The 23,716-nt window shown below is 74.9% G+C and carries 17 protein-coding genes; 11 read left to right on the forward strand and 6 right to left on the reverse strand.

The genetic code is table 11. The features are described from left to right. Window positions 1-67 precede the first annotated feature (67 nt). Window positions 68-2,518 (reverse strand): glycogen debranching protein GlgX, encoded by a 2,451-nt coding sequence (glgX, locus tag GWJ10_RS19185; protein ID WP_277394961.1) that lies wholly within the window; start codon window positions 2,516-2,518, stop codon window positions 68-70. 112 nt (window positions 2,519-2,630) lie between these two features. Here glgX and GWJ10_RS19190 point away from each other — a divergent pair, with 112 nt between their 5' ends. The 3 genes from GWJ10_RS19190 (at window position 2,631) to GWJ10_RS19200 (ending at window position 6,726) form a co-directional block, all read left to right on the forward strand. Continuing rightward, window positions 2,631-3,446, forward strand: coding sequence for an electron transfer flavoprotein subunit beta/FixA family protein (locus tag GWJ10_RS19190; RefSeq protein ID WP_061268713.1), 816 nt, complete (start codon window positions 2,631-2,633; stop codon window positions 3,444-3,446). Between the two features lie 13 nt (window positions 3,447-3,459). After that, window positions 3,460-4,467 carry an electron transfer flavoprotein subunit alpha/FixB family protein gene (locus GWJ10_RS19195; RefSeq protein ID WP_076406030.1) on the forward strand — a complete coding sequence of 336 codons (1,008 nt, stop codon included), beginning with the start codon at window positions 3,460-3,462 and terminating at the stop codon, window positions 4,465-4,467. A 126-nt stretch (window positions 4,468-4,593) separates the two neighbouring features. Further along, on the forward strand, window positions 4,594-6,726 hold the full coding sequence (locus GWJ10_RS19200) for a PhoX family phosphatase (RefSeq protein ID WP_163188926.1): 2,133 nt from the start codon (window positions 4,594-4,596) through the stop codon (window positions 6,724-6,726). 78 nt (window positions 6,727-6,804) lie between these two features. Here GWJ10_RS19200 and GWJ10_RS19205 read toward each other — a convergent pair whose 3' ends face one another. Then, on the reverse strand, window positions 6,805-7,851 hold the full coding sequence (locus GWJ10_RS19205) for an aminoglycoside phosphotransferase family protein (RefSeq protein ID WP_163188927.1): 1,047 nt from the start codon (window positions 7,849-7,851) through the stop codon (window positions 6,805-6,807). 290 nt (window positions 7,852-8,141) lie between these two features. Between GWJ10_RS19205 and GWJ10_RS19210 the strand changes: the two genes are divergently transcribed. Continuing rightward, window positions 8,142-9,374, forward strand: a complete 1,233-nt coding sequence (locus GWJ10_RS19210) for a cysteine desulfurase family protein (protein WP_163188941.1) — start codon at window positions 8,142-8,144, stop codon at window positions 9,372-9,374. Further along, the gene (gene mnmA, locus GWJ10_RS19215; protein ID WP_061268717.1) at window positions 9,371-10,558 is read left to right on the forward strand and encodes a tRNA 2-thiouridine(34) synthase MnmA; all 1,188 of its coding nucleotides are present in this window, start codon (window positions 9,371-9,373) and stop codon (window positions 10,556-10,558) included. Before GWJ10_RS19210 ends, mnmA begins: the two co-directional genes overlap by 4 nt. On the opposite strand, the gene GWJ10_RS19220 is transcribed toward mnmA, so the two are convergent. Then, window positions 10,531-10,959: an ester cyclase gene (locus GWJ10_RS19220; RefSeq protein WP_163188928.1), complete on the reverse strand. Its 429-nt coding sequence runs from the start codon at window positions 10,957-10,959 to the stop codon at window positions 10,531-10,533. The genes mnmA and GWJ10_RS19220 overlap by 28 nt on opposite strands. A gap of 149 nt (window positions 10,960-11,108) precedes the next feature. On the opposite strand from GWJ10_RS19220, the gene GWJ10_RS19225 reads away from it, so the two are divergent. The 3 genes from GWJ10_RS19225 to GWJ10_RS19235 all read left to right on the forward strand — a co-directional run bounded on the left by GWJ10_RS19225 (window position 11,109) and on the right by GWJ10_RS19235 (window position 15,592). Continuing rightward, entirely contained in the window at window positions 11,109-12,161 is a 1,053-nt protein-coding gene (locus GWJ10_RS19225; protein WP_163188929.1) for a hypothetical protein, read from the forward strand. Between the two features lie 168 nt (window positions 12,162-12,329). After that, on the forward strand, window positions 12,330-13,118 hold the full coding sequence (locus GWJ10_RS19230; RefSeq protein ID WP_061268720.1) for a beta-phosphoglucomutase family hydrolase: 789 nt from the start codon (window positions 12,330-12,332) through the stop codon (window positions 13,116-13,118). Further along, window positions 13,115-15,592 carry a glycosyl hydrolase family 65 protein gene (locus tag GWJ10_RS19235; protein ID WP_043656207.1) on the forward strand — a complete coding sequence of 826 codons (2,478 nt, stop codon included), beginning with the start codon at window positions 13,115-13,117 and terminating at the stop codon, window positions 15,590-15,592. The genes GWJ10_RS19230 and GWJ10_RS19235 overlap by 4 nt, the downstream gene beginning before the upstream one ends. A gap of 95 nt (window positions 15,593-15,687) precedes the next feature. Here GWJ10_RS19235 and GWJ10_RS19240 read toward each other — a convergent pair whose 3' ends face one another. Further along, window positions 15,688-17,907, reverse strand: a complete 2,220-nt coding sequence (locus tag GWJ10_RS19240) for a prolyl oligopeptidase family serine peptidase (RefSeq protein ID WP_163188930.1) — start codon at window positions 17,905-17,907, stop codon at window positions 15,688-15,690. A gap of 206 nt (window positions 17,908-18,113) precedes the next feature. On the opposite strand from GWJ10_RS19240, the gene adhE reads away from it, so the two are divergent. The 3 genes from adhE (at window position 18,114) to GWJ10_RS19255 (ending at window position 21,749) form a co-directional block, all read left to right on the forward strand. Continuing rightward, window positions 18,114-20,858, forward strand: coding sequence for a bifunctional acetaldehyde-CoA/alcohol dehydrogenase (adhE, locus tag GWJ10_RS19245; protein WP_163188931.1), 2,745 nt, complete (start codon window positions 18,114-18,116; stop codon window positions 20,856-20,858). Between the two features lie 215 nt (window positions 20,859-21,073). Beyond that, the gene (locus GWJ10_RS19250; RefSeq protein ID WP_031315411.1) at window positions 21,074-21,295 is read left to right on the forward strand and encodes a helix-turn-helix transcriptional regulator; all 222 of its coding nucleotides are present in this window, start codon (window positions 21,074-21,076) and stop codon (window positions 21,293-21,295) included. 64 nt (window positions 21,296-21,359) lie between these two features. Beyond that, window positions 21,360-21,749: a hypothetical protein gene (locus GWJ10_RS19255; RefSeq protein WP_128957449.1), complete on the forward strand. Its 390-nt coding sequence runs from the start codon at window positions 21,360-21,362 to the stop codon at window positions 21,747-21,749. Window positions 21,750-21,756: 7 nt separating this feature from the next. Here GWJ10_RS19255 and GWJ10_RS19260 read toward each other — a convergent pair whose 3' ends face one another. Beyond that, window positions 21,757-22,482 (reverse strand): response regulator transcription factor, encoded by a 726-nt coding sequence (locus tag GWJ10_RS19260; RefSeq protein WP_277394962.1) that lies wholly within the window; start codon window positions 22,480-22,482, stop codon window positions 21,757-21,759. Beyond that, window positions 22,479-23,702, reverse strand: coding sequence for a histidine kinase (locus GWJ10_RS19265; RefSeq protein WP_163188932.1), 1,224 nt, complete (start codon window positions 23,700-23,702; stop codon window positions 22,479-22,481). The genes GWJ10_RS19260 and GWJ10_RS19265 overlap by 4 nt, the downstream gene beginning before the upstream one ends. Between the last annotated feature and the right edge of the window lie 14 nt (window positions 23,703-23,716).

Genomic DNA, 23,716 nt, shown 5'->3' on the forward strand with positions numbered 1-23,716 from the left:
CCCGGCGGGCAGGGGCGACCACGGCTCTACCTCGGCGACCTCGGCTCTACCTCGGGAGACCTCGGCTCTACCTCTGCGGGGTGGGGGAGACGTACACGCGCAGGCTCAGCGCCTCGAGCCCGACGACGTCGCCCGGGCGGGCGGCGCTCTCGCCCGGGGAGCGGTCCGGGTCGTCCGGGTGCTCCCAGTCGGAGTCCCATGCGAGCTCCCAGCGCTCGGGCTCGCCGCCTGCGGCGGCCCGCAGCCCGGGGAGGGTCACGTCGACCGGGTCGAGCGCCCCGGTGAGCACGACGAGCACGTCGGCGTCGCCCGGTTCCGGGGCGGTGCGCAGCATCTGGAGCGTCCGGACGCCCGGGTCGTGCCACGCCCCGTGGTCGAGCGGTCCGCCGTCGGCGTCGAACCACGCCAGGTCGGGCACCGCTGTCGGGCGGGGGCCCTGGCCGCTGCCGGCCCCCGTGCCGCCTTCCCCACCCGCCGCCGTGCCGGCCCCCGTGCCGCCTTCCGCACCGGTCCCCGCACCGGTCCCCGTGCCGGCTGCCGCACCAGTCCCCGCACCGGACACCGCACCGGCTGGGCCGTCCGGCGCCGCCGGGCGCGGGCGGCCGGTGAAGAACGCGTCGGGGCGCAGCGCGGGGTGCTCGCGCCGCAGCGCGAGGAGGTGGCGCGCGGTGGCGAGCAGGTCCTTGCGCCACGGGGACAGGTCCCACGACACCCACGACGTCTCGTCGTCCTGCACGTAGGCGTTGTTGTTGCCGCGTTGGGTGCGGCCCATCTCGTCGCCCGCGGTGATCATCGGGGTGCCCGCGGCGAGCACGAGCGTCGCGAGGAGGTTGCGGATCGAGCGGCGCCGCAGCGGGGCGATCTCGACGCCGAGCCCGTCGAGCACGCCGCCCGCGGTGGCGTCCGGGGTGACGGGGCCCTCGAGCCCGTGGTTCCAGGACCGGTTGTCGTCCGTGCCGTCGCGGTTGTTCTCGCCGTTCGCGAGGTTGTGCTTGTGGTCGTAGGCGACCAGGTCGGCGAGCGTGAAGCCGTCGTGCGCGGTCACGTAGCTCACCGACGCGACCGGCCCGCGCACGAGCGGCGGGTCCGAGTGGCCGAACAGGTCGGCCGACCCCGCGAGCCGCGTCGCGAGGTCGCGCACGCCGTGCCCCGGGCGCCCGTGCGACGCCTCGCGCGCGTCCGCGAGCCAGAACTGGCGGGCCGCGTCGCGGAACCGGTCGTTCCACTCGGCGAGCGGCGGCGGGAACTGGCCGGTGCGCCAGCCACCGGGGCCCACGTCCCACGGCTCGGCGACGAGCTTGAGCCCGCACAGCACCGGGTCGGTCTGGAGCGCGACGAGGAACGGGTGGTCCGGGTCGAACCCGGTCGCGCCGCGGCCCAGCGTCACCGCGAGGTCGAACCGGAAGCCGTCGACCCCGACGACCTCGGCCCAGTACCGCAGCGAGTCGAGCGCGGCCCGCACGACCGCGGGGCGGCGGAAGTCGAGCGCGTTGCCCGTCCCGGTGACGTCCGCGAGGCGCGCGGGCGTGCCGCCGTCGTGCAGGTAGTACCCGGCGTTGTCGAGGCCGCGCCACGACAGGTGGTACCCGTCGGCACCGCCCTCGCACGTGTGGTTGTGCACGACGTCGAGCAGGACCTCGATCCCCGCCTCGTGCAGCAGGTGCACCATGCCGCGCACCTCGTCGAGGACGGCGGCCGGCCCGGCGTCCTGCGCGGCGCGCGTCGCGTACGCGGCGTGGGGCGCGAAGAACCCGAGCGTCGAGTAGCCCCAGTAGTTCGTGCGGCCGCTCGCGAGCAGGTGCGGCTCCGGCACGTTCGCGTGCACGGGGAGCAGCTCGACGGTGGTCACGCCGAGGCTCCGCAGGTGCTCGATCGTCACCGGGTGCGCGACGCCCGCGTACGTGCCGCGCAGGTGCTCGGGCAGCGCCTCCAGGCGCTGCGTGAGGCCGCGCACGTGCGCCTCGTAGACCACCGTGTCGCGCCACGGGACGCGGGGGCGGGCAGCGAGCGTCCCGGCCGGCTCGGCGACCACGATCGAGTGCGGGACGAACGGCAGCGAGTCGCGCGGGTCGGGCGGGCCGTACGGGTCGTCGCCGACCTGGCCGCGGATCGCCGGGTCGTCGACGAGCTCGCCCACGAGGCCCCGCGCGTACGGGTCGACGAGCAGCTTCGCGGGGTTGTGGCGCAGCCCGGCCGCGGGCTCCCACGGGCCGTGGACGCGGAAGCCGTAGCGCTGGCCGGGGCCGACGCCCGGGACGTGCGCGTGCCAGACGCCGTAGGCCGGCCCGGCGAGCGGGACCCGGCGCTCGCGGTAGCGCGCCGGGTCGTGCGCGGGCAGCGCCGGGTCGACGACGTCCACGAGGCACAGCTCGACGGCAGTCGCGTGCGACGCGAGCACGGCGACGTCGACGCCGTCCCCGGCGGGGCGAACCCCGAGGGACGGGACGAGGGCGTGCCGGTCGACGCTCCCAAGCGTGGTCGGCGGGGCGGGTCTCGGGTCGGGCGATGGCTCGTGCACCCGTCCATTGTGGCGGGTGTCACCGGCTCCTCCGGTCGCCCGCCGGTAGGCTTCGGCGGAGCGGGCCGGGTACCTCTCCGGCCGACCGCCCAGCGCACAGGGAGAGCAGCCGATGCGGATCGTCGTCGCCGTGAAGTACGTCCCGGACATCCACGCCGACCGGGGCTTCGAGGACGGCCGCGTGGTGCGCCGGGCCGACGAGGGCACGCTCAACGAGCTCGACGAGAACGCGGTCGAGGCCGCGCTGCGCCTCAAGGAGGCGCTGCCGGAGGCGGAGCGCGAGACCAGCGAGGTGGTCGTGCTCACCGTCGCGGGGCCGGACGCCGACGGCGCCGTGCGCCGCTCCTTCCAGCTCGGCGCGGACCGCGGCGTGCGCGTGAGCGACGACGCGATCGCGGGCTCCGACTACTTCGGCACCGCGCGCGTGCTCGCCGCCGCGGTGCGCCGGCTCGCGGACGAGGCCCCGGTGGACGTCGTCGTGACGGGCATGGCCGCGCTCGACGGCCTGGGCTCCGTCGTCCCGACGCTCCTGTCGGCCGAGCTCGGCCTGCCGCAGCTCACGCTGGCCGGGAAGCTCGAGGTCGAGGGCGAGCCGGGCGCGCGCACCGCGCGCGTCACGCGCGAGCTCGACGGCGTCGAGGAGGTCCTCGAGGCGCCGCTGCCCGCCGTCGTGTCGGTCACCGACCACGCGAACGACCCGCGCATGCCCAACTTCAAGCTCATCATGGCGGCGCGCACGCGCCCCGTGGAGGCGTGGAGCCTCGCCGACCTCGGCGTCGACGCGGCGCTCGTCGGCGACGCCGGAGCCCGCACGCGCGTGCTCGACGCGTCGCCGCGGCCGCCGCGCCCCGACGCCGAGATCGTCGTCGACAAGGGCGAGGGCGGCCGCGCCCTCGCCGAGTTCCTCATCCGCAACGACCTGGTCTGAGAGGCGTCCGCACATGAGCACCCCCGGGGCCCGTACCGTCCTCGTCCTCCTCGACTCCGCGGCCACCGAGCTGCGGACGCCCGTGCTGGAGCTGATCACCCTCGGCCGCGCGCTGGGTCGCGTGGAGGCCGTCGCGCTCGAGGCGCCGAGCGTCGGCGTCCTCGCCCAGCTCGGCGCGCACGGCGTCGCGCTCGTGCGGCAGGCGGAGCCGTCGTCGGGCGGGGAGGTCGTCACCGGCGACGCGCTGCACCTGACGCCCGTCGTCGCCGAGGTCCTCGCCGCCGCCGCGCGCGCGTCGCACGCCGACGCCGTCCTGCTGACGTCGTCGTTCCCGAACAAGGAGGCCGCGGCGCGCCTCGCGTTCCTCACGGGCGCCGGCCTCGTCGTCGACGCCTCCGCGCTGCACGACGACGGCACCCACCTCGTGGCGGACAAGCGCGTCTTCGCGGGTTCGTGGGACGTGCGCAGCGAGATCCTCACCGACCCGGCGGTGCTGACGCTCCGCGCGAACTCGGTCGTGCCGCAGCCGGCGGACGCCGCCGTCGCGACCGAGGTCGAGGCGCTGCGCGTCGAGCTGACCCCGGCGGCGACCGCGGCGCGCGTCGTGTCCCGCACGGTCGACGCGTCCGCGGGCGCGGGGCGCCCCGCGCTCGGGGAGGCTGCGATCGTCGTGGCCGGGGGCCGCGGCACGAACGGCGACTTCGGCCCCGTGGTCGAGCTCGCCGACGCGCTCGGCGCCGCCGTGGGCGCGACGCGCGACGCCGTCTACGAGGGCTGGCACGACCAGTTCGTCGGGCAGACGGGCGTCACCGTGGCGCCGCGCCTGTACATCGGCGCGGGCATCTCGGGCGCTCCGCACCACCGCGGCGGCATGCAGGCCTCGCAGGTGATCGTCGCGGTGAACAACGACCCGGAGTGCCCGCTGTTCGAGATCTCGGACTTCGCGGTCGTCGGCGACCTCGCGGACGTGCTGCCGCAGGCGGCCGAGGTGCTGCGCGAGCACCGGGCGTCGAAGGGCTGAGCACCCGGCCGGCGCCGAGAGTTCACCCGGTGTCCTCCGGGCGGTGGCCGGCCGGTCATCGATCGTTCCTAGCGTCGGGCCGACTCCCCGGTGACGGGGAGGCCCCCCGACCCGTGGAGACGACCGATGACGATCACGCCTGCCCCTGAGCATCGCCCCCTGCTCTCCGTCGCGCCGCACGCGCGCGGCAAGCGCAGCCCCGTCACCTGCCGGCTGAAGTGCGCGGACGCGTGCTCGCACCCGGTCCCCAACGAGAGCGCGAACGAGACGTTCCGCGACGTGGTCGCGGGCGCGCTGTCGCGCCGCGCGCTGCTCGGCGGGCTCGCGGTGGGAGCCGCGGCCGTCGTGCTCGGCGCCCAGACCGTCGCCGCGCCGTCCGCCGCCGCCCAGGACGTCGTGGCGCACGGCGGCCACGGCGGTGGCCGCCCGCAGAAGGGCCTCGCGTTCGGCGCGATCTCGCCCCAGCCCGCGACGCGCGACGCGCTCGTCGTCCCCGAGGGCTACCGGTGGCGCCCGGTGATCCGCTGGGGCGACCCGATCCTGCGCGGCGGGGCGCCGTTCGACGTCTCGCGCCAGACCCCGGAGCAGCAGGCGCGGCAGTTCGGCTACAACAACGACTACCTCGACATCCTGCCGTTCGAGCGCCAGCACGCCCTCGCCGGCGGCCGTGGCGCGGGGAAGGGGCCGGGCCGGGGGACGCGCGGGCTGCTCGTCGCGAACCACGAGTACACGAACCCGGCGATCATGTTCGACGCCTCGTACGACGCCCCGACGCGCCGGGCGATCGAGCGCGCGGCGCACGGCATGTCCGTCGTCGAGGTGCGCCGTCGTCGGACCGGGACGCCGTGGGACTACGTGGCCGACAGCCGGTACAACCGCCGGGTGCACCTCGGGACCGAGTTTCGCCTCACCGGGCCCGTCGCGGGGTCGGACCTCGTCAAGACGGTCGCCGACCCGTCGGGGACGCGCGTGCTGGGCACGCTCAACAACTGCGCGGGCGGCACGACCCCGTGGGGCACCGTGCTCTCGGGCGAGGAGAACTACAACGGCTACTTCCGCACGTCGGGCACGGGCCACGACGCGCGCTACGGCCTGCGCGACGCCGCGACCGGGTACGGGTGGGAGCTCGACGACCCGCGGTTCGACGCCCGCAACCCCGGGTACGAGAACGAGCCGAACCGGTTCGGCTGGATCGTCGAGATCGACCCGTACGCGCCCGACGAGCCGCCGGTGAAGCACACCGCGCTCGGCCGGTTCAAGCACGAGGGCGCCAACGTGATCCTGTCGCGGCGGGGGAACGCGGTCGCGTACATGGGCGACGACGAGCGCTTCGACTACGTGTACAAGTTCGTCTCGTCGCGCACGATGCGCCCGGGGAACAGCGAGGGCGCGCGCCGCCACAACAAGGCGCTGCTCACCGAGGGCTCGCTGTACGTCGCGCGGTTCCGCGGCGACTCGCCGGCGTCCGAGATCGACGGGTCGGGCGCGGTGCCGTCCGACGGCGCGTTCGACGGCTGGGGCGAGTGGGTCCCGCTCGTCGTCGACGGCCGCAGCGAGGTCGAGGGCATGAGCCTCGAGGAGGTGCTCGTCTACACGCGCGTCGCGGCCGACAAGGTGGGGGCGACGAAGATGGACCGCCCCGAGGACGTCGAGCCCAACCCGGTCACGGGTCGCGTCTACGTCGCGTGCACCAACAACACCGCGCGCGGGCCGGCGGCGGCCGAGGCCGCGACCGAGCCGAACCCGCGCAACACCAACCGCGACGGGCACGTCGTGGAGATCGTCGAGGACCGCGACGACGCCGCGTCGCTGACCTTCCGCTGGAACCTGCTGCTGGTCGCGGGCGACCCCGCGACGAACACCTCCACCTACTTCTCGGGTTACCCGAAGGAGAAGGTCTCCCCGATCTCCTGCCCGGACAACCTCGCGTTCGACGCCGAGGGCAATCTGTGGATCTCGACGGACGGCCAGCCGAGCACGATCCAGAAGTGCGACGGGCTGTTCAAGGTCACGCCCGACGGCCGCGAGCGCGGGCGGGTCGAGCAGTTCCTCTCGGTGCCGCGCGGCGCCGAGACGTGCGGGCCCGTCGTGGACTCGGCGGACCGCATGGTCTACGTCGCGGTGCAGCACCCCGGCGAGGACGGGACGTTTGACGCGCAGGTGTCGCACTTCCCGGACTACCTCACGCCGGGCGCCCCGGTGCCGCCGGGAGCCTTCGCCGGGCCGCGGCCCGCGGTCGTGCAGGTCTGGCAGGACTGACGCCCGGGCCCTGACGCCACGACGGCCCTGACGCCACGACGGCCCCGGCGCCACGACGGCGCCGGGGCCCGCCCGCGCTCAGAGCCCGAGCTGCTCCAGCCACGCGACGGCCGCGACGCCCTGGGCGCGCTGGAACGGTCGCAGGCGGGGGACGGTCGGGATCGCGGGCTGCCGCGCGGAGTGCAGGAAGTACCCGGCGATCCCGGCGACGACGGCGCGCAGGTCCGTGGGGTGCACGTCCTGGCCGAGCGGGTGCGCGGCGAACGTCGCAGCCGCCCAGGCGCCCCCGCGCGCGCGTCGCGCCGGGTCGGCGCTCACCGTGACGGGCTCGCACACGTCCCGGACGCCCTGCATGACGACGCTCGGCAGGAGCATCGCGAGGTCGAGCCACGCGGCGCCGCGCGACGCGTACGGCCAGTCCACGAGGTACACCTTCTCCGGGGTCAGCAGCACGTTGTCGGCGCGCAGGTCGCCGTGCACGAACGACTCGCCCTCGCACGCGACGAGCGCCCCGCGCTCAGCCTCGGCGAGCGCGTCGAGGTGCTCCGCGGCCCAGGGCACGAGCGTGGCGAGGCCGGCGTCGGGGTGCGCGCGCAGAGCCCGCCAGCCGGTCGCCATGTCGGCGAAGTCGGGGCCGGTCGGCGGCAGGCGCATCGCCCGGGCGCCGGGCACGGACGCGACGCGGACGAGCGCCGCGAGCACGCGGTCGAGCTCGTGCGGGTCCCACGGCGTGCCGGGCGAGCGCCCGTCGACCGCCTCGTACGCGAGCGCGACCCAGTCGCCGTCGCCGTGGCCCCACGCGAAGCGCGGCGCCGGGACCGCGCGGGGCAGCCGCGTCGCGACCTTCGCCTCGGCGCGGTGCAGGTCGGCGGCCACGGGCTCGTCGGCGGTCCGAGCGGCCTTGACGAAGAGGCGGCTGCCGTCGTCGAGCGTGAGGACGGACGCGAGCCCCGGGCTGAACCCCGCCGGGACCGACCGCTCGTGCACGACCCTGCCCCCGGCGACCGCCTCCAGCTCGTCGCGCAGCGCGAGCGGCAGGTCGGCCCAGCGCAGGCGTCGGCCGCCCGAGGCGACCGGGACGTCCCCGGCGGCCTCGACGGCGGGCGGCGCGACGTCGTCGGGCATCGAGAGGCCACTTCCCCTGTCGGTGGCTGGACGGTCCCGCCCGCGGCACGTTCCCGTCCCGCGGCGACGTGTGGCGCGCGACGGCGGTCCTGCGACCAGGGCGAGCACCCGGCGACGGCCGGGCGTAGATGCCCACAACCTAGCGGTTTCCGCCGGGATGTCCAGCGCCGCCCACCCCTCGGACCGCGAGTGTCGCCCCGCGGTTCGTAGACTGGGTGACCGTGACCCCTGCTCCCGGCCCCGTGACCGGCGCCCGCCCCGGCGCGCACGGCGGGCCGACCCCCGTCCCCGTGACGGCGTACCTCGACCACGCCGCCACGACGCCGCTGTCCCCGGCGGCGCGCGACGCGTTCGTCGACGAGCTGACCCGCACGGGCAACCCGTCGTCGCTGCACGCCGCGGGGCGCGCCGCGCGGCGCACGGTCGAGGAGGCGCGCGAGTCGGTCGCCGCCGCGCTCGGCGCGCGACCGAGCGAGGTCGTCTTCACGGCGGGCGGCACGGAGGCCGACAACCTCGCGGTCAAGGGCCTGTTCTGGGGCCGCCGCACGACCGACCCGCGCCGGCGGCGCATCGTCGTGTCCGCCGTCGAGCACCACGCGGTGCTCGACCCCGCGTTCTGGATGGCGGAGCACGCGGGCGCCGAGATCGTCCTGCTGCCCGTGGACGCCGAGGGGCGCGTGGACCTCGCCGCCCTGCGCGCCGAGATCGCGGAGCACGCGGACGAGATCGCCCTGATCTCCGTCATGTGGGCCAACAACGAGGTGGGGACGTTGCAGCCCGTGCCGGAGGTCGTGCAGCTCGCGCGCCCGCACGGCATCCCGGTGCACTCCGACGCCGTGCAGGCCGTCGGGCAGGTGCCGGTCGACTTCGCCGCGAGCGGTCTCGACGCGATGACCGTCTCCGGGCACAAGCTCGGCGGCCCGGTCGGAGTCGGCGCGCTCGTCGCCCGGCGCGACGCCCCGCTCACGCCCGTGCTGCACGGCGGCGGCCAGGAGCGCGGCGTGCGCTCGGGGACGCTCGACGCCCCCGCGATCCGCGCGTTCGGCGTCGCGGTCACCGAGGCGGTCGCGCACCGGGCCGAGCGGGCCGCGCACCTCGCCGCGCTGCGCGACGAGCTCGTCGCGGGCGTGCGCGAGCGCGTCCCGGACGCCGTGCTCAGCGGACCCGAGCCCGGCGCGCACGACGACGTCGACCGCCTGCCCGGCAACGCGCACTTCACCTTCCCCGGGGCCGAGGGCGACTCCCTGCTCTACCTGCTCGACTCCGCGGGCGTGCAGGCCTCGACCGGCTCGGCGTGCCAGGCCGGCGTGCCGCAGCCGTCGCACGTCCTGCTCGCCATGGGCGTCCCCGAGGCGGACGCGCGGGGTGCGCTCCGCTTCTCGCTCGGCGTGACGTCGACGCGCGACGACGTCGCGCGCCTCCTCGACGCCCTGCCCCGAGCCGTCGAGCGCGCCCGGGCCGCGGGCCTCGCGTCGAGCCCGGCGCGCACGCGCGTCACGAGCCGCACGGGAGGCGCCGCGTGAGGGTCCTGGCCGCCATGTCGGGCGGCGTCGACTCGGCCGTCGCCGCGGCGCTCGCGGTCGAGGCCGGGCACGAGGTGGTCGGCGTGCACATGGCGCTCTCGCGCGACCGGGACCAGTTCCGCACCGGCTCGCGCGGGTGCTGCTCGATCGAGGACGCGGGGGACGCGCGCCGCGCGGCCGACGTGCTCGGCATCCCGTACTACGTGTGGGACCTCTCCGAGCGGTTCGAGGACACGGTGGTCGCCGACTTCCTCGCCGAGTACGAGGCCGGGCGCACGCCCAACCCGTGCGTGCGCTGCAACGAGCACATCAAGTTCGAGGCGCTGCTCGACAAGGCGACCGCGCTCGGGTTCGACGCCGTCGCGACGGGCCACTACGCGCGCGTCGAGACGCGCGAGGTCCCCGACGCGTCCGCGCCGGACGGGGTGCGCACGGTGCGCGAGCTGCACCGCTCCCCGAACACGGCGAAGGACCAGTCCTACGTCCTCGCGGTCATGGGTCCCGAGCGGCTCGCGCGGGCGGTCTTCCCGCTCGGCGGCTTCGCGTCCAAGGACGAGGTCCGCGCCGAGGCGGCGCGGCGCGGCCTGTCGGTCTCCGCGAAGCCCGACTCCTACGACATCTGCTTCGTCGCCGACGGCGACACCCAGGGCTTCCTGCGCGCGCGCCTCGGCGCACGGCCGGGGGAGATCGTCGACGCGGAGGGCACGGTGCTCGGCGAGCACGACGGCGCCTACGCGTACACGGTCGGGCAGCGCAAGGGGCTCGGGATCGACCGGCCCGCGCCCGACGGCCGCCCGCGCTACGTGCTCGACGTCCAGCCCGCGAGCAACCGGGTGGTCGTCGGCCCGGCCGAGCTGCTGAGCGTCGACCGGATCGAGGCGGGGTCCGCCGTCTGGTTCGACGACGCGCGCCCGCCCGCGGGCGAGGCGGCCGACGTCGAGGTGCAGGTGCGCGCGCACGGCGCGCCCGTCCCCGCGCGCGTGCGCGCCGTCCCCGGCGGGTCGATCGAGGTCGAGCTCACGGGCACGCCGCTCCGGGGTGTCGCGGCCGGTCAGTCGCTCGTCGTCTACGCCGGCACGCGCGTGCTCGGGCAGGGCACGGTCGACCGGGCGTACCGGGCCGGCCGAGGCTCCGGCGCCCCGCGTGAGCCGGAGGCTCAGCCGACGCCGACGGCCGCCGGGTGAGCGAGCGCCCGCACGAGCGCCGACTCGTCGCGCACGCACCAGTGCTCGGCTGCGCGTCCCTCGGTGAAGCGGAGCACGTGCATCTCGCGGACGCGGAACCGGCGGCCCGTCGGCGCGACGCCGCGGAAGTAGCCGGTGTGCCGCGCGCTGAGCTCGACGTGCAGCGCCACGAGGTCGCCCTCCGCGACCGCGTGCAGCACCTCGACGTGCTGGTCCTCGAACGCGTCCGCGTACCAGTGCATGGTCGCGACGAGGCCCTCGTCGCCGCCGTCGCCGCCCGGTGCCGCGTCGTGGTTGCGGAAGCCCGGCGCGAGCAGCGCCGCGACGGCGTCGGCGTGGTTGCCCGGGATCGCGTGCGTGTGCACGGCGACGGCGGCGGCCTTGTTCTCGTGCGTGCCCATGGCGGGGTCCTTCCGCGGGACGGCCGTGCGGCCCCCGGACCCCGGCGGGGTCACGGCACGGCTCGGTGTTCCGATGTGCTCCTGGAGAGAGGTGGACGGCTCGTGGTTCGTGACGAGGTGCGTGGCACGTGTGCACGCGAGGGCGCGGCGTGACGGCGGTGAGCGGCCTCGGGCCGTGGCCCGGGGGCGATGGCGCGGACGTCCTGGAAGCACAGCTCACGGTGCTCGGCGATCTCGCCGCCGTGCCGTCGGGCGTGCGGGGGGTGCCGTTCCTCGTCCAGTTCCCGGGCCGCGGGCCCGGCGCCGACGCGACGGGGCGGACGGCGGCGCTGCTGCCCGGGCTGCCCGTCGAGCTCGGCCCCCACGGCTGGAAGCTCGCGGACCACGGCGGCGCGGACCTGCGCCGCGCGGAGGCGTACCTGCGCGAGGACGTGGAGGCGCTCACCATCGCGGGCGCCGGGTACGCGGGGCCGCTCGCCGTGACGGTCACCGGGCCGTGGACGCTCGCCGCCGAGGTGTACCTCGCGCGCGGCGACCGCGTGCTGTCCGACCGCGGCGCGGTGCGCGAGGTCGTCGAGGCGCTCGCCGCGGGCGTGGCCGAGCACGTCGCCCAGGTCCGCCGCCAGGTCCCGGGGGCGGACGTCGTCGTGCAGGTGGACGAGCCGCTGCTCGCGCAGGTGGGCGCGGGCGTGCTGCCCACGTTCTCGGGCTACTCGCGCCTGCGCGCCGTCCCCGGCCCGGACCTCGTGGACGGGCTGCGCCCGGTGCTCGACGCCGCGCGCGCCGCGTCCGCGTCGACGGTCGTCCACGTGGGCCCCGCCTGGGTGGGCGTCGCGCCGGTCGTCCTCGCGGGCGCCGACGCGGTCGGCCTGACGCTCGGCGCGTGGGACGAGCGGTCCTGGGAGACGGTCGCGCGCGCGGTCGAGCGCGGCGTGCGCCTCTGGGCCGCGCTGCCGCCCGCGAAGGTCTCGCAGTGCGCGGGGCCGGCGCTGGGCGAGCTCGCCGACCTCGTCAGCGTGCCGTGGCGCCGCATCGGGCTCGGGCTGCCCGCGCTCGACGACGTGACGCTCCTCGGCGCGCCGCGGTCCGGCGTCGGGGGTGACCTCGGTGGCGGGGTCGCCGGCACGCCCGACGAGCACCGTGCGCTGCTCGCGAACCTCGGCCGCGTCGCCGACGTCCTGGCCGAGCGCGCGCACGCCTGAGCGTCGCCCGGACACGCCCTGAGCGCTTTCCGCGCACGGCTCCGGGTGCGTACGCTTGACCTCGCGCGACGGTCACGACGGCGACGTGCGGACGGCCGTCCCGCGGCCTCCGGACGGCGCGGGAACGGCCGGGCGCAGACCCTCGTCCCCCCACCGCGAAGGATCTCCATGCCCGTCCTGCGAGCCGTGCTGTTCGACCTCGACGGCGTCCTCACGCCGACCGCCGAGCTCCACATGCGCGCCTGGGAACGGCTGTTCGCGCCCTACTGCGCCGCGCACGGCCTCGCCCCGTACACCGCCGCGGACTACTTCGCGTCGATCGACGGGAAGCCCCGGTACGACGGCGTCGCGACGTTCCTCGCGTCGCGGGGCGTCACGCTGCCGCGCGGCGAGGTCACGGACGCGCCGGGGGAGTCCACCGTGTGCGCGCTCGGCAACCGCAAGGACGAGATCGTCAACCGCATGTTCGCCGAGGAGGGCATCGCGCCGTACCCGGGCTCGGTCCGGTTCCTCGACGCCGTGACCGCGGCGGGCGCGGCGGTCGCCGTCGTGTCGTCGTCGCGCAACACGCCCGCCGTCCTCGCGGCGGCCGGGCTCACGCACCGGTTCGCGGTCGTCGTGGACGGGAACGTCGCGGCGCGCGAGCACGTCGCCGGCAAGCCCGCACCGGACACGTACCTGTACGCGGCGCAGCTGCTCGACGTCCCCGCCGCGGAGGCCGTCGTCGTGGAGGACGCGCTGTCGGGCGTGCAGGCCGGCGCGGCCGGTGGGTTCGGGCTCGTGCTCGGCGTCGACCGCGGGGTGGGCGCGGACGCGCTGCTCGCGCACGGGGCCGACGTCGTCGTGGCCGACCTCGGCGAGCTCGACGCGACGGTCCTCGACCGTCCTCGCGCGGCGACCGCCGACGCCGTCCGTCCCGCCGTGACCGCCCCCGCCGACGAGGAGGCGGGCGCGTGATCCGCCGGACCGCCGACGAGCGCGGCACCGTGGACCGCCTGCGCTTCCCGGCCGACCCGTGGCGGCTCGTCGAGTCGCAGTTCTCCGCGGAGGACCTCGGCGTCACCGAGACGCTGTTCGCCGTCGCGAACGGCTACCTCGGCATGCGCGGCAACGTCGAGGAGGGCCGCGAGTCCCACTCGCACGGCACGTTCGTCAACGGCTTCCACGAGACGTGGCCCATCCGGCACGCGGAGGAGGCGTACGGCTTCGCGCGCGTCGGGCAGACGATCGTCAACGTCCCGGACGCCAAGGTCATCCGCCTCTACGTGGACGACGAGCCCCTCCTGCTGCCCGTCGCGGACCTCATCGACTACGAGCGCTCGCTCGACCTCCAGGACGGCGTCCTGCGGCGCGAGCTGCTGTGGCGCACGCCGTCGGGCAAGCGTGTGCAGATCCGCTCGCAGCGCATGGTGTCGTTCGTCGAGCGCCACCTCGCCGTCATGACGTTCGAGGTCACGCTCCTCGACGCGGCCGCGCCCGTCGCGATCTCGTCCCAGATCCTCAACCGCCAGGACGGCCAGGACGAGTACCACGTGCGGTCCGCGTCGCTGGGGGAGGGCTTCGACCCGCGCAAGACGAACCAGTTCACCGGGCGCGTGCTGCAACCGCAGACGCAGTTCGGCGACGACGAGCGCCTCGTGCTCTCCTACCGCTGCACCAACTCCGGCATGACGCTCGCCGTCGCGGCCGACGACCTGCTCGAGACCGAGAACGAGTGGGACGTGCGCACGCTCGCCGAGGACGACCTCGCGAAGCACGTGTTCCGCGTGCACGCCGAGCCCGGGCGGCCCATCCGGCTCACCAAGCTCGTCGCGTACCACACGTCGCGCGGCGTGCCGTCGCGCGAGCTCGTCGACCGCTGCCGGCGCACGCTCGACCGGGCGCGCGAGACCGGCGTCGAGGCCCAGCTCGCGCTCCAGCGCGAGTGGCTCGACGACTTCTGGGCCCGCTCCGACGTCGAGATCCCCGGCCAGCCGGGCGTCCAGCAGGCCGTGCGCTGGAACCTGTTCCAGCTCGCGCAGGCCACGGCGCGCGCCGAGGGCAACGGCGTCCCCGCGAAGGGCCTCACCGGCTCCGGGTACAGCGGGCACTACTTCTGGGACACCGAGATCTACGTCCTGCCGTTCCTCACGTACACGAGCCCGCGGTACGCGCGCAACGCGCTGCGCTTCCGCTACCAGATGCTCGACGCCGCCCGGCGCCGCGCCGCGGAGCTGTCGCAGAAGGGCGCGCTCTTCCCCTGGCGCACGATCAACGGCGAGGAGGCGTCCGCCTACTACGCGGCCGGGACGGCGCAGTACCACATCGACGCCGACGTGAGCTACGCGCTCGTGCAGTACGTGCGCGCGACGGGCGACGAGGACTTCCTGCGCCGCGAGGCCGCGGACATCCTCGTCGAGACGGCGCGCATGTGGGAGGACCTCGGCTTCTGGCGCGCCAACGGCGACGACAACTTCCACATCCACGGCGTCACCGGGCCGGACGAGTACACGACCGTCGTCAACGACAACCTCTTCACGAACGTCATGGCGCGCTTCAACCTGCGCGCCGCGGCGTACGTCGTCGAGCGCATGAAGGCCGACCACCCCGAGGACTACGCGCGTCTCGTGGACCGGCTCTCGCTCGGCGCGTACGAGGCCGCGGAGTGGGTCCGCGCGGCCGACCACATGTCGATCCCGTACGCCGAGAGCATCGGCATCCACCCGCAGGACTCGCACTTCCTCGAGCGCGAGATCTGGGACCTCGCGCACACGCCCGAGGACAAGCGACCCCTCCTGCTGCACTACCACCCGCTCGTCATCTACCGCTACCAGGTGCTCAAGCAGGCCGACGTGGTGCTCGCGCTGTTCCTCCAGGGGCAGCACTTCAGCGCCGAGGAGAAGCTCGCCGACTTCGAGTACTACGACCCGTTGACGACGGGCGACTCGACGCTCTCGGGCGTCGTGCAGTCCATCGTCGCGGCCGAGGTGGGGTACCACGAGCTCGCGCTCGAGTACTTCGTGTCGTCGATCTTCGTCGACCTCGCGAACCTGCACGCCAACGCGTCCGACGGCGTGCACGTCGCGTCCGCAGGCGGCACGTGGTCCGCGCTCGCGTACGGGTTCGGCGGCATGCGCGACTCGGAGGGCGATCTCACGTTCGACCCGCGCCTGCCCCAGGAGTGGGAGTCGCTCACGTTCCGCGTACAGTGGCGCGGCTCGCGGCTGCGCGTCACCGTGCTGCCCGACGCGATCGAGCTCGACGCCGAGACCGGCGACGGCGCGCAGGTCGTCGTGCGGGGCGAGCAGGTGAAGGTCGTCCCGGGCGAGGTCGCGCGCGTCGCGCTCGACGGCCAGGGCCCGGTCAGGCCGGGCCGCCCGAGCCTGCGCGCCCTCTCCGGCAACCGCCGCGAGGACGGCACCCTCATCACCGCGACGGTGCCGCACTCCTGAGGCCCGCCCGAACCTCGCCGACCAGGCGGTCCTGGCGCGTCCGGTCTCGCGGACGCGCCAGGACCGCCTGCTCGGCAAGGTGCGGGCGGGCCCGGTCAGCCGAGGCGCTCGGCGAGGAAGCGGTAGTGCACCGCGGCCATGTGCGCGGCCTGGGCGTTGTTCGCGGCGCCGCCGTGGCCGCCCTCGATGTTCTCGTAGTACGTGACGTCCTTGCCCTCGCCCAGCATCTTCGCGGCGAGCTTGCGCGCGTGGCCCGGGTGGACGCGGTCGTCCTTGGTCGACGTCGTGAACAGCACGGGCGGGTAGTCGCGCTCGGCGTCGAACAGGTGGTACGGCGAGAACGTGCGGATGAACTCCCACTGCTCGGGGTCGTCCGGGTCGCCGTACTCCGCGGCCCACGACGCCCCCGCGAGGAGCTTCGTGTAGCGACGCATGTCGAGCAGCGGCACGCCGACGATGACGGCGCCGAAGAGCTCGGGGTACTGCGTGAGCATGTTGCCGGCGAGCAGGCCGCCGTTGGAGCGGCCCTCCATCCCCAGGTGCTCGGGGGTGGTGATCCCGCGGGCGACGAGGTCGCGCGCGACGGCGGCGAAGTCCTCGTAGGCGCGGTGGCGGTTCGCCTTGAGCGCGGCCTGGTGCCACGCGGGCCCGTACTCGCCGCCGCCGCGGATGTTCGCGACGACGTAGACGCCGCCCTGCGACAGCCACGCGCGGCCGAGCGCGCCGGAGTAGGCGGGCGTGAGCGAGATCTCGAAGCCGCCGTACCCGTACAGGAGCGTGGGCGCGGTGCCGGTGCCGGTTCCGGTACCGCCGTCGCCCGCCCCCGCGACGAGGTCCGCGCGGCCCACGACGAAGTACGGCACGCGGGTGCCGTCGTCGGACGTGGCGAAGTGCTGCGCGACCGTCATGCCGTCGGCGTCGAAGAACGCGGGGTTGGACTTGACGACCTCGGGCGCGCCCGCGTCGCCCGGGTGCTCGCCGAGCGACAGCAGCGAGAGGGTCGTCGGCGTGAGGTAGTCGGTCGTGACGAGCCAGAGGTCGTCGGTGTCGACGGGGTCGACGGCCCCGACGGCGACCGTGCCCAGCGCGGGCAGGCCCGGGATCTCCGAGCGCACCCACGGCGCGTCCGCGGCCTCCTGCCCGACGGCGCCACCGGCGTCCGGCGGCGTCAGCACGTGCAGCCGGTTCTTCACGTCGTCGAGCACGTTGACGACGAGGTGGTGGCGCGTCCACGTGGCGCCGGCGAGGGAGGTCGTCGCCGTCGGCTCGAAGAGCACGGTAAAGCCGCGGTCGCCCGCGAGGAAGTCGTCGAACCGGGCCGCGAGGAGCGACCCGGCGCGGTACGTCGCGCCGCCGACGGTCCAGTCGTCGCGCAGCTCGACGAGCAGCCACTCGCGCCGCACGCCGACCTCGGCGGAGTCCGGGACGTCGATCTTCGTCAGGCGCTGCTCGGGCGTGCCGGTGCGCTCGGCGAGGTAGAGCTCGTCGGAGTAGAACGCCTTGGAGCGGTGCACGAAGTCGCGCTCGAACCCGGGCGTGTGCGAGCGCCAGGCCGAGATGTACATGTCGTCGTCGGTGCCCTCGTAGACGGTCACCGCGGCGTCGAGCGGGGTGCCGCGCGTCCAGCGCTTGACCACGCGCGGGTACCCGGACGGCGTGAGCGTGCCCTGGCCGAAGTCGGTGAAGACGTAGACGGTGTCGGCGTCGATCCAGCCGAGCGAGCCCTTGGCCTCGGCGCGGTGGAAGCCGCCGTCCTCCGGCGCGACGAACCGCTTCTCCACGAGGTCGAACTCGCGCGTGACGTCGGCGTCGGAGCCGCCGGGGGAGAGCTCGACGAGCGCGTGCCGCCACGGCTCGCCCGCGGCGAGCTGCTCCGGCGTCGGGCGCAGGACGCTCGCGCCGTGCCAGACCCACGACTCGCCCTCGGCCGCGGCGAGCGCGTCGAGGTCGAGGACGGTCTCCCACTCCGGGTCGTCGGTGCGGTAGGACTCGAGCGTCGTGCGCCGCCAGACGCCGCGCTCGTGCTGCGCGTCGCGCCAGAAGTTGTAGTACCGGTCGCCGATCTTCGAGACCTCGGGGATCTTCGCGTCGGAGTCGAGCACCTCGCGGATCGCGCGCTCGGTCGCGGCGAACTCGTCGGCGGTCTCGAGCGTGTCGGCGACCTCGGCGTTGCGGGCGCGGACCCAGGCCAGCGCCTCGTCGCCCTCGACCTCCTCGAGCCAGAGGTACGGGTCGTGGGGGGTGCCGTCGGGTCGGTCGGTCGCGGCGCGGCTCTCGGTCGCGGGCGAGGGGCTCGTCGTCTGCTCGGCGGTCATGGTCACCCACCCTACGGCGCGCGGGCCGTGGTCCGGAGGTCACGAGGAGGCGGGGACCTTCGGCCCGCATCGGGGCTCGACCCTTGTGGGCACGAACGCCTTGTGAAAACCTTCACAAGTAGAGAGACCGCCGAAGGAGCCGGGGCATCCCGGCCCCGGCACACCCGCGGCCGACGCCCGGCGAGGTCGGGCACCGGAGGGGACGCATGAGCGCGAAGAGCGCCAGCACGAAGGTCGAGAACCGCACCGAGGACACCCGCACGACGCACGAGATCGACGTCCTCGTCGAGCGGGCCCGCAAGGCGCTCGACCAGTACATGAGCCTCACGCAGGAGGACGTCGACCGGATCGTCCTCAAGGCGTCCGTCGCCGGCCTGCACCAGCACGGCCACCTCGCGCAGATGGCCGTCGCCGAGACCGGGCGCGGCGTCTTCGAGGACAAGGCGACCAAGAACATCTTCGCGTGCGAGCACGTGCCCAACTCGATGGCGAACCTGAAGACGGTCGGCATCATCGGGCGCGACGAGCTCACGGGCGTCGTCGAGATCGCCGAGCCCGTCGGCGTCGTGTGCGCCGTGACGCCGGTGACGAACCCGACGTCGACCACGATCTTCAAGTCGCTCATCGCGCTCAAGACGCGCAACCCCGTGGTGTTCGCGTTCCACCCGAGCGCGCAGCGCTCGTCGGTCGAGGCGGCCCGCATCGTGCGCGACGCCGCGGTCGCGGCCGGCGCGCCCGACGACTGCATCCAGTGGGTCGAGCACCCGTCGATCGAGGCGACCAGCACGCTCATGCACCACCCCGGCGTCGCGCTCATCCTCGCCACGGGCGGCAACGGCATGGTCCGCGCGGCCTACTCGGCCGGCAAGCCGGCGCTCGGCGTCGGGGCCGGCAACGTCCCCGCCTACGTCGAGAAGAGCGCCGACCTCGGCCGCGCGATCAACGACGTCGTCATGTCGAAGGCGTTCGACAACGGCATGGTGTGCGCCTCGGAGCAGGCGCTCATCCTCGACGACGTGATCTACGACGACGCGATGCGCGAGCTCGCCCGCCTGCACGCCTACCGGGTGACGCCCGCCGAGAAGGCGATGCTCGAGCGCCTCATCTTCGGGGTCGAGGCGAACGGCACGAACTGCGCCGGGGCGAAGCTCAACCCGAAGGTCGTGGGCAAGTCGCCCGTGTGGATCGCGCGCGAGGCGGGGTTCGAGGTCCCCGACGACACGTCGATCATCCTCGCCGAGATCGACGACGTCGGCCCCGACGAGCCGCTGAGCCGCGAGAAGCTCACGCCCGTCCTCGCCGTGCTGCGCGCGCGGGACACCGAGCACGGCGTCCGCCTGGCCGAGCGCATGGTCGAGCTCGACGGCCTGGGCCACTCGGCCGCCATCCACACGTCCGACGAGGCGCTCGTCGAGCGCTACGGGTCGCGCGTGAAGGCTGTGCGCGTGCTGTGGAACAGCCCGACGTCGCTCGGCGGCATCGGCGACATCTACAACGCGCTGCTCCCGTCGCTCACGCTGGGCTGCGGCAGCTACGGCGCGAACTCGGTGTCGAACAACGTGTCGGCGGTCAACCTCATCAACGTCAAGCGGATCGGGCGGCGCAACAACAACATGCAGTGGTTCAAGGTGCCCGCCAAGACGTACTTCGAGCCGAACTCGATCCAGTACCTCGCGCAGATGCGCGACGTGCACCGCGTCACGATCGTCACCGACAAGGTCATGAGCCGCATCGGCGTCGTCGACCGCGTGCTCGACGTCCTCGCCCGCCGCGAGGAGAAGGTCGCGATCCAGATCATCGACGCGGTCGAGCCGGAGCCGAGCGTCGGCACCGTGAACCGCGGCGCGGAGTCGATGCGCGACTTCGAGCCCGACACGATCATCGCGATCGGCGGCGGGTCGCCGATGGACGCCGCCAAGGTCATGTGGCTGCGGTACGAGCACCCGGAGATCGAGTTCTCCGACATGCGGGAGAAGTTCTTCGACGTGCGCAAGCGCGCGTACAAGTTCCCGGAGCTCGGGGGCAGGGCGAAGCTCGTGTGCATCCCGACGTCGTCGGGCACCGGCGCGGAGGTGACGCCGTTCGCGGTGATCACCGACCCGGAGACGGGCTTCAAGTACCCGCTCGCGGACTACGCGCTCACCCCGACCGTCGCCATCGTCGACCCCGTGCTCACGGACACCATGCCGGCGAAGCTCGCGGCCGACTCGGGCTTCGACGCCCTCACGCACGCGACCGAGGCGTTCGTCTCCGTCTACGCGAACGACTTCACCGACGGGCTGTGCCTGCAGGCGATCAAGATGGTCTTCGAGCACATCGAGGACTCGGTCACGCAGGGCGCGGCGGCCCCGAAGGCCCGCGAGAAGATGCACAACGCGGCGACCATCGCGGGCATGGCGTTCGGCTCGGCGATGCTCGGCATCGTGCACGCCATGGCGCACACCGTGGGCTCGACCTTCCACCTCGTGCACGGGCGCACCAACGCGGTGCTCCTGCCGCACGTGATCCGCTACAACGGCCAGGTGCCCACGAAGCTCACGAGCTGGCCCAAGTACGAGCGCTACGTGGCCCCGGAGCGGTTCCAGGAGATCGCGAAGCACCTCGGGCTGCCGGCCTCCACCCCGGAGGAGGGCGTCGAGTCGTACGCGAGGGCGGTCGAGGAGCTGCGCGCCAAGGTGGGCATCGAGGCGACGTTCGCCGCGCAGGGCGTCGATGAGCGGGCGTTCATGAGCCGCCTGGACGACCTCGCGCTCCGGTCGTTCGAGGACCAGTGCGCCCCGGCGAACCCGCGGATGCCGGTCCTGGAGGACATGCGCGACATCCTCGTCGCGGCCTACCGCGGCAGCAGCCGCGAGGTCGTGCGGGCAGAGCGTCTCGCGGCCCACGAGGGCGCGAGCACCGAGGACGGGCAGGCGGCGACCCCGCCTGCCGGGAGCGTGGCGGCCGGCTGACCCTTCCCGGCCCCACGAAACCCGGAGCCCGACGGCGCGAGTCCCCTTCCGCCGTCGGGCTCCGTCGTGTGACGAGAGGGCCTGCAGTGTGCTATCTATGAGTAGCACGCGTCGCGCGGGCGCCCCTCGCGGAGCGGGGGAGGGGGTCGTTCGAGAACGGGGTGATACCGATAAGTCTGTAGACCGAGGAGTAGCGCTGGGTGACGGTTGCACGCGTGCAAGGAGATCTGCAGCGCGCGCTGGGTGAGAACCTGCGGACCCTCCGGGTCGGCCGCGGGATGAGCCAGGAGGACTTCGCCGAGTTCCTCGGCGTCCACCGGACCTACATGGGCGGGGTCGAGCGCGGGGAGCGCAACCTGACCCTCCGCTCGGTCGAGAAGCTCGCCGAGCGGCTCGACGTCGACCCCGTCTCGCTCCTCCGTCCACCGCCTTCGTAACGGCGCGGTCCGGCGTGTCGGACGCCCCCGGCATCATGGTCCCGTCGCCGGGGAGGTGATCGGCATGACCGACGTGCTCGACAGCACGACAGGGGGATCAGCAGTGTGGGCTTCGCCGCTCGGGAGGCCGTCCTGGCAGGTGGACGACTGCCCGCCGTGGTGCGTGGCCGTCCACGAGGAGGGCGACCACCCGCACGACCGCAAGCACCTCGGCCCGGAGCTCACGGTGCCCGCCACGACCCTCGCGGCGCACGCGTCGCCGGACGGCGTGCACCGGGACGAGCGGTCGGCGTCGGAGCTCGTGGTGTCGCTCCACCGCAGGGACGGGTCGCACGACACGTGGGTCTACGTGGGCGACGGGTTCGAGCAGCGCCTCGAGGTGCTGCTCGGCGACATGTGGCGCATCGTCGAGGCGTTCGGGCGCGCGGTCGAGGGCCTGCCCCCGGAGGCGTGAGCCTGGCTCAGGCCGTGCCGCCCGGCCGCACGAACCCGGCCTCGTACGCGAGGATCACGAGCTGCACCCGGTTCGTCAGCCCGACCTTGGTGAGCAGCGACCGCACGTGGCTCTTCACGGTCGCCTCGGTGAGGTGCAGCTCCGCCCCGATCTCGCGGTTCGACAGGCCGCGCGCGACCGCGAGGAGGACCTCGCGCTCGCGCGGGGTCGCCGCGTCGAGGCCGGTGACCGCGGACCCGGTCTCGACGGCGTCGGAGGCCGCGAGCGGCGCCTGCCGGGCGAGCTCGACGTAGGTCGAGATGATGCGGCCCGTGACCGCCGGGTCGAGCAGGGAGTCGCCGGCGTGGACGCGGTGCACGGCGTCGACGAGCGACTGCGGGTCCGCGTCCTTGAGGAGGAACCCGGCGGCGCCCGCGCGCAGCGCGCCGTAGACGTACTCGTCGTCGTCGAACGTCGTGAGGACGAGCGTGCGCACCGCCGCGAGCTCGGGGTCGGCCACGATGCGCGCGGTCGCCTCGATGCCGTCCAGCCGGGGCATGCGCACGTCCATGAGCAGGACGTCGGGGCGCAGGGCGCGCGCCGTGGCGACCGCCGTCTCCCCGTCCCCGGCCTCGCCGACGACCGTGACGTCCGGCTCGTTGTCGAGGATCATGCGCAGGCCCAGCCGGATGGTCGCCTGGTCGTCCACGACGACGACGCGGACCGGCGTCGTGCCCGTGCCGGGGGCGCTCACGCCGCGGCCCGCGGGACTCGCGCCTCGACCGTCCAGCCGCCGCGCCCGTCCGGCCCGGCGGACAGCGCGCCCCCGGCCGCGAGCGCCCGCTCGCGCATGGAGGTCAGGCCGTGGCCCTGCCGCCCGTCGGTGCTCGGCAGCGGCGGTCCGGCGTCGTGGACGCGCAGGCGCAGGTCGCCCGCACGGTCGGTCAGCGTCACGGTCACGTCGTGGGCGAGGGAGTGCAGCAGCACGTTGGTCAGGGCCTCCTGGGCGATGCGGACGACGGCGAGGCCGGACTCGGCGCTCGTCGCGGGCCACGGGTCGGGGAGCGTGAGGTCGACGGCGCGCCCGGCGTCGCGCAGGCGGCGGGCGGCCGCGCGCAGCTCGTCCGCGGCCCGGTCGCCGTCGGGCGTCGGGGCGAGGGCCGCGGTGCCGCCGTCGGCCTCGGTGCCGCGGCGCAGCACCTGCACGACGGACCGCATCGCGGTGAGCGCCTGCTTGCCCTCGTCGGCGATCCACCGCACGGCCTCGGCCGGCGCGTCCGGGCGGTTCGCCGCGACGCGGTCCGCCGCCTGGGCGCGCACGACGATCGCCGACATGTGGTGCGCGACGACGTCGTGCAGCTCACGCGCGATCCGCGTGCGCTCGGCGAGCACGGCGCGCTCCGCGAGCTCGGCCTGGAGCTCCTGGAGCTCGGCGTTGCGCTCGCGCAGGCTCTCGGACGTGAGGGCGAGGCGGCGGAAGAAGTACCCGGCGGCGACCGCGACGAGCACGAGGGCGAGCGCGAGGACGACGTCGGAGGGGGAGTTCGCGACCCAGAGCTCCTCGACGAAGAAGGGCCGGGGCGGCAGGACGAGGCCCGGGCGCCCCGCGAGCTGCAGCGCGAACGCCGCGAGGCCTGCGCCGACGGTCGCCAGGACCGGCGGCACCGCCCCGGACCGGGTCGCCGCGAAGGCCGCGATCATGAGCGGCACGAGCTCGAACGGGGTCTGCATGATCCAGGGGATCGCGAGCGGGTAGAGCGTGACGGTGCCCCAGAACAGCGGGCCGGGCGCGACGCGCCGCAGCGCGAGCGCGAGCACGATCCCCAGCCCGGCGACCCGGTACGAGTCGGGGAAGCGCGGGTACCAGTAGTCGCCGCGCTCCATGACCATGACCACGGTGAACCACACGGCGCCCGCGACGAGCGCGGTCGCGAGGTCCTGCGCCCACACGGGCAGGCGGGTCGTCGGGGGCACGCGTCCACGGTAGC

Source organism: Cellulosimicrobium sp. SL-1 (assembly GCF_011033075.1).
GTDB classification, from domain to species: Bacteria; Actinomycetota; Actinomycetes; order Actinomycetales; family Cellulomonadaceae; genus Cellulosimicrobium; species Cellulosimicrobium funkei.

What these genes read in the sequence shown, in the direction of transcription:
- GWJ10_RS19190 (WP_061268713.1), top strand. Translation starts at nt 2,631, where the DNA reads ATGCGGATCGTCGTCGCCGTGAAGTACGTCCCGGACATCCACGCCGAC.
- GWJ10_RS19195 (WP_076406030.1), top strand. Translation starts at nt 3,460, where the DNA reads ATGAGCACCCCCGGGGCCCGTACCGTCCTCGTCCTCCTCGACTCCGCG.
- GWJ10_RS19200 (WP_163188926.1), top strand. Translation starts at nt 4,594, where the DNA reads ATGACGATCACGCCTGCCCCTGAGCATCGCCCCCTGCTCTCCGTCGCG.
- GWJ10_RS19205 (WP_163188927.1), bottom strand. Translation starts at nt 7,851, where the DNA reads ATGCCCGACGACGTCGCGCCGCCCGCCGTCGAGGCCGCCGGGGACGTC.
- GWJ10_RS19220 (WP_163188928.1), bottom strand. Translation starts at nt 10,959, where the DNA reads ATGGGCACGCACGAGAACAAGGCCGCCGCCGTCGCCGTGCACACGCAC.
- GWJ10_RS19230 (WP_061268720.1), top strand. Translation starts at nt 12,330, where the DNA reads ATGCCCGTCCTGCGAGCCGTGCTGTTCGACCTCGACGGCGTCCTCACG.
- GWJ10_RS19240 (WP_163188930.1), bottom strand. Translation starts at nt 17,907, where the DNA reads ATGACCGCCGAGCAGACGACGAGCCCCTCGCCCGCGACCGAGAGCCGC.
- adhE (WP_163188931.1), top strand. Translation starts at nt 18,114, where the DNA reads ATGAGCGCGAAGAGCGCCAGCACGAAGGTCGAGAACCGCACCGAGGAC.
- GWJ10_RS19255 (WP_128957449.1), top strand. Translation starts at nt 21,360, where the DNA reads ATGACCGACGTGCTCGACAGCACGACAGGGGGATCAGCAGTGTGGGCT.